Annotated in this window: 10 protein-coding genes; 3 read left to right on the forward strand and 7 right to left on the reverse strand. The window is 65.4% G+C overall.

Features of this window, described 5'->3' with window-relative positions; genetic code table 11:
• Positions 1–82: 82 nt before the first annotated feature.
• Positions 83–1,357, forward strand: a complete 1,275-nt coding sequence (locus tag KP004_RS07140; RefSeq protein WP_216801647.1) for a M16 family metallopeptidase — start codon at positions 83–85, stop codon at positions 1,355–1,357.
• A 76-nt stretch (positions 1,358–1,433) separates the two neighbouring features.
• On the opposite strand, the gene KP004_RS07145 is transcribed toward KP004_RS07140, so the two are convergent.
• The 5 genes from KP004_RS07145 to KP004_RS07165 form a co-directional block, all read right to left on the reverse strand.
• The gene (locus KP004_RS07145) at positions 1,434–1,643 is read right to left on the reverse strand and encodes a hypothetical protein (protein ID WP_216801648.1); all 210 of its coding nucleotides are present in this window, start codon (positions 1,641–1,643) and stop codon (positions 1,434–1,436) included.
• 25 nt (positions 1,644–1,668) lie between these two features.
• Positions 1,669–3,201: a phospholipase D-like domain-containing protein gene (locus tag KP004_RS07150; RefSeq protein ID WP_216801649.1), complete on the reverse strand. Its 1,533-nt coding sequence runs from the start codon at positions 3,199–3,201 to the stop codon at positions 1,669–1,671.
• Positions 3,198–3,938 (reverse strand): endonuclease/exonuclease/phosphatase family protein, encoded by a 741-nt coding sequence (locus tag KP004_RS07155; protein ID WP_216801650.1) that lies wholly within the window; start codon positions 3,936–3,938, stop codon positions 3,198–3,200. Before KP004_RS07155 ends, KP004_RS07150 begins: the two co-directional genes overlap by 4 nt.
• Before the next feature lie 218 nt (positions 3,939–4,156).
• Positions 4,157–5,629 carry a leucyl aminopeptidase gene (locus KP004_RS07160; RefSeq protein ID WP_216801651.1) on the reverse strand — a complete coding sequence of 491 codons (1,473 nt, stop codon included), beginning with the start codon at positions 5,627–5,629 and terminating at the stop codon, positions 4,157–4,159.
• Between the two features lie 22 nt (positions 5,630–5,651).
• Positions 5,652–7,004, reverse strand: coding sequence for a class II 3-deoxy-7-phosphoheptulonate synthase (locus KP004_RS07165; RefSeq protein WP_216801652.1), 1,353 nt, complete (start codon positions 7,002–7,004; stop codon positions 5,652–5,654).
• A gap of 208 nt (positions 7,005–7,212) precedes the next feature.
• On the opposite strand from KP004_RS07165, the gene KP004_RS07170 reads away from it, so the two are divergent.
• Complete coding sequence (locus KP004_RS07170) at positions 7,213–8,691, forward strand: C13 family peptidase (RefSeq protein WP_216801653.1); 1,479 nt, start codon at positions 7,213–7,215, stop codon at positions 8,689–8,691.
• 192 nt (positions 8,692–8,883) lie between these two features.
• On the opposite strand, the gene KP004_RS07175 is transcribed toward KP004_RS07170, so the two are convergent.
• On the reverse strand, positions 8,884–10,269 hold the full coding sequence (locus KP004_RS07175; RefSeq protein WP_216801654.1) for a TldD/PmbA family protein: 1,386 nt from the start codon (positions 10,267–10,269) through the stop codon (positions 8,884–8,886).
• On the reverse strand, positions 10,254–10,493 hold the full coding sequence (locus KP004_RS07180) for a DUF4911 domain-containing protein (RefSeq protein ID WP_216801655.1): 240 nt from the start codon (positions 10,491–10,493) through the stop codon (positions 10,254–10,256). Before KP004_RS07180 ends, KP004_RS07175 begins: the two co-directional genes overlap by 16 nt.
• A 211-nt stretch (positions 10,494–10,704) precedes the next feature.
• On the opposite strand from KP004_RS07180, the gene KP004_RS07185 reads away from it, so the two are divergent.
• Positions 10,705–11,916 carry a COG1470 family protein gene (locus tag KP004_RS07185; protein ID WP_239026975.1) on the forward strand — a complete coding sequence of 404 codons (1,212 nt, stop codon included), beginning with the start codon at positions 10,705–10,707 and terminating at the stop codon, positions 11,914–11,916.
• Positions 11,917–11,920 lie beyond the last annotated feature (4 nt).

An 11,920-nucleotide genomic window follows, 5' to 3' on the forward strand; every position in this document is an offset into this window, starting at 1 on the left:
ATGCGGCTGTTTTTCCTCGAAGGCGCCTGTTATAATTGCTGACAGCCAAACTAAAACGATTCCGTAGCTTTAAGGAGCCTTTATGTCTACTTCGTCGACTTACCCCAAGCTTCGCCTCAGCACGCTGTCCAACGGGGTGAGGGTGGTCAGCCAGCAGATCCAGGGGATGCAGAGCGCAGCGATCGGCATCCGCATCGACAGCAGCACCCGCAACGAGGAGCCCGAGACCGGCGGCGCCTCCCATTTCATCGAACATCTCCTCTTCAAGGGGACGCCCAGCCGCAGCGCCGACCAGATCACCGACGAGTTCAACAGCATCGGTGCGCGGGCCAACGCCTATACCAGCCAGGAGGAGGTCTTCTACTACGCCACCTCGCTCGCCTCCATCATCCCGGCCACCTTCGAGATACTGGCCGACATGTTCGTCCACTCCTCGCTTCCCGAAGAGGAGGTGGAGAAGGAGCGCGGCGTGGTGCTGCAGGAGATCCTGATGAACCAGGACAACCCGAGCCGGTTCATCTACAACCAGTTCCACCAGGGGTTCTGGCAGGGGCACCCGCTCGGCACCCCGATCCTCGGGACCGCGGAAACCATCGGCGCCATCTCGCGCGGGCGCCTGATGGAGCACAAGCTCGCCAACTACCTCACCAACGCCACCATCGTCTCGGTGGCCGGGAACGTCGAGCACGACAGCATCGTTGAGCAGGCCGAGCGCCTTTTGGGCGAGCTCCCGACCGGCACGCCCCGCACCAGCAAGCCACGCCCCGACTACCGGGTCTCCGTCGGGCAGAACGTGCACTACCAGCGTGCCATGGAGCAGACCCACTTCTACATGGGGTATCCGCTGCCGCCGGCGGGGAATGAGCACCGGCACAAACTGGCGGTCTTCAACCAGGTGCTGGGCAGCGGAATGAACTCGCGCCTGTTCCGCGAGGTGCGCGAGCGCAGGAGCCTTGCCTACACCGTCTACTCCATGATGTCCTCCTACACCGACTCCGCCGGCCTCATGATCTACGCCGGTACCGGCCCGGAAAGGGCCCAGGAGGCGGTTAACGTCTGCCACGGCGAGGTGCTGAGGTTCTGCGAGGAGGAGGTGACCGAGGAGGTCCTGGTGGCCGCCAAGGAGCAGATCCGCTGCGCGCGTCTCATGGCGCTGGACGACTGCGAGACCCAGGTCCGCAGGATTTCCAACACCACCTCGCTTCTGGGTGCGCCTGAGCCGATCGAGTTCTCCCTGGAGGGGATCGCGGCGGTCAGCGCCGAAGAGGTGCGGGACGTCGCCCGGTTGCTGTTCAGCGATGTGGTGCCGAGGGTGGAATCGGTGGGACCCGGAGCAGGTCCGGGACTGCCGCGCTAGCCAGCTTGCCCGGTAACAAAAGGAAAGGGGCGGCCTGTGTGCCGCCCCTTTTTTATGCGCGCCTCTTGAAGAGATGCTAGCTCATCTCGTCGGAGTCGCCGCTTAAGTGCGGGAAGTGCTCGTGGTGCATTTCGTGGGTCAACCCCTCTATGGTGCCGCAGGTAGCGCAGAGGTACTTGTCGCTTTCATTGGTGTACACGTTGCGCTGGCAGGACGGGCTCCAGACCCTGACGCCGCATGCGTGATCGTCCAATTCCACTCCCGTCTCCCTTTTCTCGTCTGTCATGGTCGTATCCCCCTTTCCCGGAACATTAAAGCCCGATGATCATCTGGCTTAATTTAAATATACCCCTTGCGAAGGATCCGAGCTCGGATTTTGTGAGGCTCTCGAAGATGAATTCGTTGCCCATGGGGTGCTCCGGGTCCACCACCCGCTGGATCGGCTCCAGTACGTCGGGAAGGTCGCTGTTCTCGAAGGTCGTGTCGGGCTGGTAGCGGCAGAGGCGGGCATCGCGGTCGTCGGCCAGGTGCTCCAGGGTCCGGCTCAGGCTCTCCACCTCCTCGAAGCGCCAATCCTCGCCCGAGCCCAGGAGACCCGCGTGCTCGGCCAGCAGGGAGGCGCGCAGGCCGCGGATCGCCCCTATCATCTCTTCTTCCCCGCCGCACAGACCCGCTTCCCAGGCCACGTTGAGCTCCGTGTCCAGCCCCAGGCTGCGGTTGGTGGCGTTGGCGGAACCTATGGTCATGAAACGGTCGTCGACGAGGAGCAGCTTGGAGTGGATGAAGGTCATCTTCCTGGTGCCGTGGTCCATCTCGGCCGACGAATAGACGCTCAGGCGATGCCCGGTCTGCTGCGCCACCTGCTGCAGGGCCCGGATCATGCGCATCTGGGGTAGCCCCAGGAACAGTTCTTCGGTGAGCGGCAGCCGGTCCGGGAGCATCATGATGATCTGCAGGGGAGGGCGGTCCGCCATGCTCATCCGGGCCACCAGCGACCAGAACACCACCTGGGAGCTGAAGTACTGGTTTTCAAGGTAGATGAGGTTCTGCGCAGCCATGATGGCGTCGACGAAGAGGTGCCTGATCTCGTGGACCTCGCGCTGGTCGGTGAGCGGGGTCCGTGCCACGGTGCGGCAGAGCGCCACCCTGTTCGCGGGAAGGGGGAAGGCGCCGGCAGAGAGTGACGGCGTCAAGGAACCTGCCTGCTTGAGCCTCAGTTCGCCGCCGCCGGAGTCGCGCCAGCGCTGGCGGAACAGGTCGAGGAGGACCGTGACGACCTCTCCGGTGTGGTAGGTCTGGATGTCGTGGTAGGAGCCGTACCTGGTGCCGTCGACGTCGACCCGGTCCGGGTTCTCCTTGAGGTGACGGCGGTCGTCCCAGCGCGACGAGCAGATGTCCATCCCCCCGAGGTAGGCTACGCTGCCGTCGGCGATCACGAATTTTTGGTGATGGGTGGCGCCGGTGGCGTGGACGCTGTCGAAGCGGAAATGCATGCGCTTGTTGGTGGTCCAGTTGAAAATGATGTCCTGGAACCACTCACGCTCCAGGGAGAATACGGCGCTGAAGTCCCAGGCCAGGATGTAGATGCTCAACTGTGGATTCGCCTGGCAGAGCCGTTCCAGAAACTGCAGGAACCTCGTGTCGCCGACCGAGCCGTGTTCCTCGTCTCCCCGCAACAGGCGGACCTCCGAATCGAACTGCCACCCCGCCAGCAGCAGGTAGCTGCGTGCCGCCAGGGCCGTGTGATAAAAGGCGCGGTAATAGTCTTCAGCATCGACCAGGACCCCCGTCTCCTCGACGCCGTAGATGCCCATGCAGTTCGTGCCCGCCTTCAGAATATTCATGGCAACTCCAGCGTGACCACCAGCGGCAGGTGATCGGAGGCGACCCTGGTGAGCGGCGTGCGCGGTACCCACACCTGGCGGACCTTCAGGTCGCGCGAGACGAACATGTGGTCGATGCGTATGAACGGGAGCTGGGAGGGCCACGTCCCCCTTGGCAGGCGCCCCTTGACGCCGCGCTGCACGTCGTGCAACTGCCGGGTCAGCAGCCGGTATACGTAGGAACCGGCCATGGCGTTGAAGTCGCCGCACAGGACCACCGGGTGCAGGCATTCCGGGTGATCCAGCCATTCGTGGCCGGTCATGGTCCGTGCCTGTTTAACCCGTTCACCCCGGTTGAGCCCGAAATGGGTGGCCAGCACCTGAATGGCGTGACCGCGCAGGGTGACCTCGGCCCAGACCGCGCCGCGCCGCTCGAACGAGGGGTGCAGCGGGTCGGTGGGGACCGCGCCCGCCTTGATGAGGCGGACATCGCCGCGGCTGAGCACCGCGTTGCCGTACCCTCCCTCTTTCAAGTGGATGGAGGAGTGGAAGTGAAAGGACATATCCAGCGTCATGGCGATGAGGTGGGCCTGGTCGATCATCTGGGTGCGCGGCAGTCCGGCATCGAGCTCCTGCAGCGCGACGATGTCCGGGTTGCACCGGTCGATCACCTCCGCGATGCGCAGCGGGGATAGTTTGCGATCGGTTCCGATGCAACTGTGGACGTTGTAGGTCATCACGGAAAAGGTTCTGGGCATGGTGGGGTCCCGGGGCCCGGTAAAATTAAAAACTTTTATAGATTAGCGGGGGGGAGGGGGATGTCAAACGAGGTGGTCGGTTGAAGCTCGTGGGGGAGGGGCTGGGCTAGGGGACCATCAGTGCCGCATTCCGCAGCTTCACCCACCCCCCGACCCCCTCCCGTCAAGGGAGGGGGGGAACGGCGCACTGCTCAGCGGAGATAACCACGACTGTCAACTTATCGTGCCTGCAGGAACTCGACGAGCAGCCTGACGCCGACGCCGGTGGCGCCCTTGGGGCCGTAGGGGCGGGCCTTGTCGTTCCAGGCCGTGCCGGCGATGTCCAGGTGGGCCCAGCGGGTGTCGCCGACGAACTGCTTCAGAAACCACCCGGCGCTGATGGCACCGCCGTCCCTGCTGCCTGCGTTCTTCAAGTCGGCGATGTCGCTCTTCATCACCTCGCCGTACTCATCCCAAAGCGGCAGCGGCCAGACCCTCTCGCCGGTCTCGTCGCCCGCCCGCTTCAGGGCGTCCACCAGGCGCTGGTCGTTGCCCATGAGGCCGCTTGCCTCGTGCCCCAGGGCGACCACGCAGGCGCCGGTAAGGGTGGCGAGATCCACCATGGCGGCGGGCTTGAACTCCTTACGGGCAAAGTGGAGCGCGTCGCACAGGATCAGGCGTCCCTCGGCATCCGTATTGGTGATTTCGATGGTGGTGCCGGAGCAGGAGGTGAGCACGTCGCCGGGCTTGAAGGCGTTGCCGTCGGGCATGTTCTCGGCAGTCGGGATCACCCCCACGAGGTTCACCGGCAGCTTGAGCCGTGCCGCCGCCTCCAGGGTCCCCAGCACCGCGGCGCTGCCGGCCATGTCCGTTTTCATCGCTTCCATGCCGGCGCCTGGCTTGATCGAGATGCCGCCGGAATCGAAGGTGATCCCCTTGCCGATGAGCGCCACCGGGCGCCCCTTGCCGCCGTGGTACTGCACGACGATCAGGCGCGGCGGGATGGCCGCTCCCTTGCCGACGCCGACCAGCGCGTTCATCCCCATCTGTTCCAGCTCGTCCAGCTCGTAGACCCGGCACTCCAGGCCGTTGCGCTCGGCCAGTTCGCCGGCGGCCCGGGCGAGGTAGGCCGGCGTCACCACGTTGCCGGGGTGGGCGACCAGGTCGCGCGCCAGCATCACGCCGTCGCAGATGATCTGCGCGCGTTCCAGCGCCTCACGCCCCGCCTGCTCCTGGTCGGAGGGGAGCAGCACGGTCATGGTGTCGAAGCCGAAGCGCTCCTCTTTCTCCCTGGTCTTGTACTGCTCGAAGCTGTAGCTGCCGAGCAGCATCCCGATGGCTGCGTTTTCGGTGGCGTCGGGGAGGGTGACGGCGAGCTGCAGCGCGCTGCTGAACGAGGCGACCCGCGCACCGCGTAGCGCGGCGACGGCGTTTCCAGCCCCCTGGCGCAGGCGCTCGGCGCTCATATCCTTCTTCTTACCCAGTCCGACCAGCACCAGCCGCTCGGCCGGGAGCTTGCCCAGCGTGTGCAAAAGGCGCGCGGACCCGTTCTTGCCGGTGAACTCGCGGCTGACCGCCAGGCGGCCCAGCAGGCCGTCCAGGGCGGAGTCGCACTCCTGGTACAGCCGGTCCTTCTCGTCTTCGAAACAGCCCAGGACCAGGGCGGGGGTGGCGTGTTCAAGCGGTTTGGCTGTGCTGATTGCGACTCTCATGGCAAACCTCCCTGGCGTTGGTTTAAATGCACGGGTGCAGCATCTCGGCCAGCTCGAAGGCGAGCTCGACGCTCTGCTCCGCGTTCAGGCGCGGATCGCAGTTGGTCTGGTAGTTCAGGTGCAGATGCTTGTCCAGAAGCTGGCGGCTTCCCCCGGTGCACTCGGTGACGTGGTCCCCGGTCAGCTCCAGGTGCACCCCTCCCGCGACGGTGCCCTCCGCCTTGTGGATCTCCCAGAAGGTCTTGATCTCGCGCAGGATGTCTTCGAACTTCCTGGATTTCTGTCCGAATTCGTTCTGGTAGGTGTTGCCGTGCATGGGATCGCAGGTCCAGACCACGCGGTACCCTTCGCGGCTGATCTCGCGCAACAGCGTGGGCAGGAAGTCGGAAACCTTGTCGGCGCCGAAGCGGGTGATCAGGGTGAGCCGACCCGCCTCGTTTTCCGGGTTCAGCCGCTCCACGATGGCCTTGATGTTGTCGATGTCGTACTTGGGGCCGATCTTCATCCCGAGCGGGTTCTTGACGCCGCGCAGGAACTCGATGTGCGCGCCGTCCAGTTGCCGGGTGCGATCCCCGATCCAGAGCATGTGGCCACTGCAGTCGTACCATCCGCCGGTGGTGGAGTCCATGCGGGTCAGGGTCTCCTCGTAGTCGAGCAGCAGCGCCTCGTGCGAGGTGTACAGGGTCACCTGGTTCAACTGGGGCGTGTGCTGCGGGTCAAGGCCGATGGCGGTCATGAAGTTGATGGTCTTCCAGATCTGGCGCACCAGGTCCTCGTACTTCTGCCCGGCGGGAAGGGCGTCCAGCGAGGCGCGGTGCCAGGCCTGCACGCGGTCCAGCGCGGCGTAGCCGCCCAGGGTGAAGGAGCGCACCAGGTTCAGCGTGGCCGCCGCCCGGTAGTACCCCTCGAGCATCCGGCGCGGGTCCGGCGTTCTCGCCTCCAGGGTCGGCTCGGGGCTGTTCACCATGTCGCCGCGGTAGCTGGGGAGCTCGACGCCGTTCACAAGCTCCGTGTCGGAGGAGCGCGGCTTCGCGTACTGGCCCGCCATCCGTCCGATCTTGATCACCCGCTTCTCGCCGGCGTAGGCGACCACCACCGACATCTGCAGGATGACCTTCAAAAGTTCCCGGATGTCGGGGCCGGTGCAGCGCGAGAAGTCCTCGGCGCAGTCGCCGCATTGCAGCACGAAGGCCTTCCCCTCGACGGCCTCCGCCAGTTGGGATTTCAGCGTCTGGCACTCGCCGGCGAAGACCAGCGGCGGCAGTTGCGACAGCGTTTTCAGCGATTCGTCCAGGGCGGGACCAGCAGGCCACACCGGCTGCTGCAGGGCGGGAAAAGAGCGCCAGCTCGACTTGCTCCATTTCGTGGTAGGCATGAGGAAACCTCTTCTTTGTTGCATCGGTGAGAGTGGGCACCCGGGCGGCGCAGCACCGAGCCGGGAAGCGCGTTGCAATGGTAGCAGGTTGCGGGCGATTGAAAAACTAAAAAGTTAATAAAATCAATGAAGGTCGTGTTAAAGACTCTTCCAAAGCAGCTGCATCGTGGTATGATGCACCACCATGAATGAGGATCACCCCACAGATATGACACCGGATCGTCCCACCGAACCACCTGCCGAAACTGCGCCCGGCCCCGCTACGCGAGAAAAGGACGGCGTTGCCGATGACGGCACTCCCCGCGAGCCGGTAACGGTACGAAACACCGTTGCCCGACTCTGGTCCGACCTGTACGGCGGCCTGCGCGGCGCCTTGTTGCTGCGCTCGGGCTTCGAGAACCTTTCATCGACCCCGGCGGACGTGGTGCTCATGGTCGCCGCCGACCTCGTCTTCAACCTGCTGGTTTCCTTCCTGCTGGTCGGACGCAGCGGGAGTTTCTCGTTCTCCTCGCTGCCGTACTTCCTTTTCTACCTGCCGCTTTTCCTGCTCTTCGGGGTGGCGGCCCGGGCCCTGGTGCGCCGTCCCCTGGCCATTTCCGGCATCGCCACCGCGCTCGTCGCCTTCAGCATCCCGATAGAGCTCTGCCACGGCATCCTGGAATGGATCGCCCAGTGGCGCCCCTTCGAATCGCTCTCGGATTACCTCGCCGCCCCGCACTACTACCGCTTCTTCGGCTGGTGGCTCGCGGCCTCCCTGGTATTCCTGCTGCGCCTCGAGGAGACCGGCGCGTCGCTGCGTCGTCTCCGCCTGGTGCCGCTGTACCTGGTGCTCCTGGCGGTGCCGCTCTACTATTTCCAGCGCGGCGACCTCTGGGTCGGCAAGGAAGGGGGGAACGAGAGCGGCGAGCTCTCCCTCACCGACGAGGTACTTGCCGCCCAGAACCGGCTCCTGGACGAGCAGCTCCGTTCCCTGCTTCCGGGGCAGCACGGCCGCAGCGATCTCTACTTCGTCGGCTTTGCCGGCGACGCCTCGCAGGACGTCTTCTTGAAGGAGCTGAGCGCGACCCGGCAGCTCTTCGACACCCGGTTCGGTACCGCCGGGCGTTCGGTGCTGCTGGTCAACAACCCGCAAAGCGCCACCGCGCTTCCCTTCGCCACCATCGGCAACCTGGAGCGCGCCCTGGTGCGGGTGGGGGAGGTGATGAACCGCGACGAGGACGTGCTCTTTCTCTACCTCAGTTCGCACGGCTCCCGCGACCAGGAACTGGACGTGAGCAACCCTCCGCTGGATCTGAAACAGGTGACGCCCGAGCTGCTGCGGCGCATGCTGCGCAAGGCGGGGATCAGGTACAAGGTGGTGGTGGTATCGGCCTGCTTCTCGGGAGGCTTCATCCCGCCGCTGCAGGATGACGGCAGTCTGCTCATCACCGCCGCCGACGCGACCCACGAGTCCTTCGGCTGCGGCTTCGGCGAGAACTACACCTGGTTCGGGGAGGCGTTCGTGGGCGATGCCCTCAAAAGCACGTTCAGCTTCACCGAGGCCTTCGAAACGAGCCGCGATACCATCAGGAAATGGGAAACGGAGAAGGGTGAGACCCCTTCCAACCCGCAGATCTGGGCCGGCAAGGATATCTGGCCGGTGCTGAAGAGGCTGCAAAAGGAACTGGAACAGCGGGAAGGAAAGTAGCCGATGAGGAAGGGGACTGGCTCCGTCAGGTGCCTGTCCCCTTTGTGCTTCGAATCAGTGGTTATGTGCCGCCGGCAAAAGTCCCCCTTTGGCGAAGGGGGATTTAGGGGGATTTGCTTTTGGTTGCGGAGAGGCAAATCCCCCCTGTCCCCCCTTTGCGAAAGGGGGGGACGTGATACCTTGTTTATTTTTCTACTGGCCCGCGCCGCCGACGGTGATGGCGGGAATGAGGAGCGTCGGCTGCGCGTCGGAAACCGGCACCCCCTGGCCGTCCTTGCCGCAGGTGCCGATGCCGAAACCGAGGTCGTTGCCCACCATGGCGATCCGGCGCAGCACCTCGGGGCCGTTCCCCGCCAGGGTCGCACCCCGGACCGGTTCGCCCACCACGCCGTTCTCGATCAGGTACCCCTCGGAAACCTCGAAGACGAAGTCCCCGTTCACCGTGTTCACCTGTCCTCCCCCCATGCGCTTGACGAAGAGGCCGTCGGATACGCTCTTGACGATATCCCCCGGGTCGCTTGTGCCCGGCGCGATCAGCGTGTTGGTCATGCGCACGATGGGGCGGTTGCGGTAGGACTCGCGCCGGCCGTTGCCGGTGGAGGCGCAGCCGTCCTTCATCGCCGAGAGCCGGTCGTACAGGTACCCCTTGAGGATGCCGTTCTCCACCAGCACGGTCCTGCCGGCAGGCGTCCCCTCGCTGTCGAAACCGAACGAGCCGCGGGCGTAGGGGATGGTGGCGTCGTCGATGACCGTGATCAGCTCGGATGCGACCTGCTCGCCGACTCTCCCCCGGTAGACCGAGCTTCCCGCCTGCACCAGGTCCGCCTCGAGGCCGTGGCCGATCGCCTCGTGTACCATGGTTCCCCCCGCCTCGCTGGAGAGCACCACCGGGAGCTGTCCCGCCGGGGACTTCCGTGCCCCGAGCATCATCACCCCCCGCGCCGCGGCCTTGAGCGCCAGGTCCTCAGGCGGGAACTCGTCGAAGAGCTCGAACCCCCGGGCGGCGCCCACCGGCTCGTACCCGGTCTGGGTGATCTTGCCGTCCTGGGTCACCACCTGGACCAGGAACACGGTGGAGCAGGAACTCTCCTCGTGGAACTCCCCCAGCGAATTGACGCTCTGGGTCCTGACCCGGGCATCGCGGTACACCGCCATGACCTGCCTGACGCGCCCGTCGTAGCCGCGCGCGGCCCGGTCGGCCCGCCCCACCAGCGCGACCTTGCGCGCCAGTTCCACCCGGTCGGGCGGGATCGCTACCGCGTACCCCTGCGCCGACGTGGGGACGCAGAGGTTGAAATCGGGGTGGGGGATGCCGCCGCGCACGCCGCGGCTCACCGTGTCGGCCAACTGCAGCAGGGACTCCTGGTTCAACTGGTTCGTGTAGGCGTAGGCGGTCGAGAAGCCGGAGATGACGCGGATCCCGATGCCGCGGTCCGCCGCCGACAGCACCCGTTCCACCTTGCCGTCCTCGCACACGACCGAGGTGTAGGTCCCGTCCTCGTAGTAGATGTCGGCGAACTCGCCACCCGCGGCGAGGGCGCGCTTGAGGATCGCCCGCGCGTCTACTGTTTCGAGCACGGCTCACCTGCCTCGGTCACCTCGGTGACCTGTATCTCCCGCCCCAGCGCCGCCATCATGGAGTCCACCTCCTGCGCGAAACATACCGGGTAGTTGACCCGGACGATGCCACGCTTGCCGTCGATGGTGCTCATCATGGTCAGCCCCTCGTGGGCCTCCAGGATGTACTTCATGTACACGATGTCGCGGTTGGCCAGCTGGTAGTAACGATTGGCGGTTTCCATCTTCCCTCCCTCGGGGCCTTTCAGCCCGGATTTCGTACATACCATTTGAATGGCCAAAAGACAAATTTTCTTTCCCCCGGTTGCCTATGCGCCTTCCTCTGATATTTTCTAAGACATGGGATTAGCTGGTTCTAATAAATATTCCGCATCCCCTAACACCCTGTTCCGACGGCTTGCGCAGCTATGCTGCGCTTTGTTTTTCCCGTTCTTCATGGGAAACGGGGCCTTCGCGGCATGCCAGCCCGACCTCATGGTCCGGCTCGCCAGCGAAACCGATGCCGCCTACCTGGGGGAAGGGATCTACGAGAGCACGGCCAGGGTGCAGTCACGCTCTCAGCCCGCCTACCCGGGGCTTCCGGCCCAGTTCCGGGTCCTGGTGAAGAACGCGGGGGACCAGCCCGACCGCTTCCTGCTCACCGCCCCGGGGAGTTCCGCCGCCGTTACGGTCAGCTATCTCGACGCTGCCGGTGTCGACCGGAGCGCAGCCCTGTCCGGGGGAGGCTATCTCACTGCTCTGCTGGCGCCGGGCGAGTCGCTGTTCCTGCTGGTCCGGGTGACTCCTGCGGCCTTCACCGCGGGAGCGAGCTACCGCGTGGCGGTGACAGCGGTCTCGGTCGGGGAACCGCTGGCCGTGGACCAGGCGAAGACGGAGACGATCGCCTGCCTCGGCACCGCCGCGGTCATCGTGTCGGCTCCACCGGACGGCACGGGCGCCCCAGGGGTAGTGGTCAACTACCCCTACACGGTGACCAACGTGGGCAACGCCGACAACGCCTTCGCCCTGTCGGCCACCCTCCCCGGCGGCTGGAGGGGAGAACTCTTCGCCGATGACGGCGCCGGCGGTGGCGTTGCCGGCGACGGAATCCGCCAGGCGGGTGAGATCCGCGCCTGCCTGGGTACCGGCAACCTCGCGCCGGGAGCGCCCTACCGCTTCTTCCTCGCGGTCACGGTACCCGAATCCGCCGCTGACGGGGCGCGCGCTGAATCGCTCCTTGCCGTTTCGGGGGACGGGGCGAGCGGGACCGACCGGGTCGACACCACGGCCGTCGCCCCCGTGGTGGTCCTGAGCGAGGGGGTGCGCAACCTGACCAGGGGCGGGATCTTCGCACCCAGTGCCGATGCGGTGCCGGGGGATGTGCTCCAGTACCGGATGGCGGTCACCAACGGCGGTTCCGCGCCCGCCACCTCCGTTACCATCGACAGCCCCATCCCCGCCGGGCTGACTGTTGCCGCCGACTCGCTATTGATATCGCTTGCCTCTACCGGCGAAGGGGCTCCCTGTGCCGCGACGGAATGCGGCCTGGCGAGGATCGAGCAGGGGACCCTGACCGCGCAGCTCGGAGCGGGGGCCACCTCCGCCGCCGGCGGAACCCTGCCCCCCGGCAGGACCATCTACCTGTTCTTCAAGGCCCAAATCCAATAATGCA

It is taken from the genome of Geomonas oryzisoli, assembly GCF_018986915.1.
GTDB lineage: Bacteria > Desulfobacterota > Desulfuromonadia > Geobacterales > Geobacteraceae > Geomonas > Geomonas oryzisoli.

Excerpts from the sequence above, each read along its gene's own strand:
- KP004_RS07140 (WP_216801647.1), top strand. The coding sequence starts at position 83 with ATGTCTACTTCGTCGACTTACCCCAAGCTTCGCCTCAGCACGCTGTCC.
- KP004_RS07145 (WP_216801648.1), bottom strand. The coding sequence starts at position 1,643 with ATGACAGACGAGAAAAGGGAGACGGGAGTGGAATTGGACGATCACGCA.
- KP004_RS07150 (WP_216801649.1), bottom strand. The coding sequence starts at position 3,201 with ATGAATATTCTGAAGGCGGGCACGAACTGCATGGGCATCTACGGCGTC.
- KP004_RS07155 (WP_216801650.1), bottom strand. The coding sequence starts at position 3,938 with ATGCCCAGAACCTTTTCCGTGATGACCTACAACGTCCACAGTTGCATC.
- KP004_RS07160 (WP_216801651.1), bottom strand. The coding sequence starts at position 5,629 with ATGAGAGTCGCAATCAGCACAGCCAAACCGCTTGAACACGCCACCCCC.
- KP004_RS07165 (WP_216801652.1), bottom strand. The coding sequence starts at position 7,004 with ATGCCTACCACGAAATGGAGCAAGTCGAGCTGGCGCTCTTTTCCCGCC.
- KP004_RS07170 (WP_216801653.1), top strand. The coding sequence starts at position 7,213 with ATGACACCGGATCGTCCCACCGAACCACCTGCCGAAACTGCGCCCGGC.
- KP004_RS07180 (WP_216801655.1), bottom strand. The coding sequence starts at position 10,493 with ATGGAAACCGCCAATCGTTACTACCAGCTGGCCAACCGCGACATCGTG.
- KP004_RS07185 (WP_239026975.1), top strand. The coding sequence starts at position 10,705 with ATGGGAAACGGGGCCTTCGCGGCATGCCAGCCCGACCTCATGGTCCGG.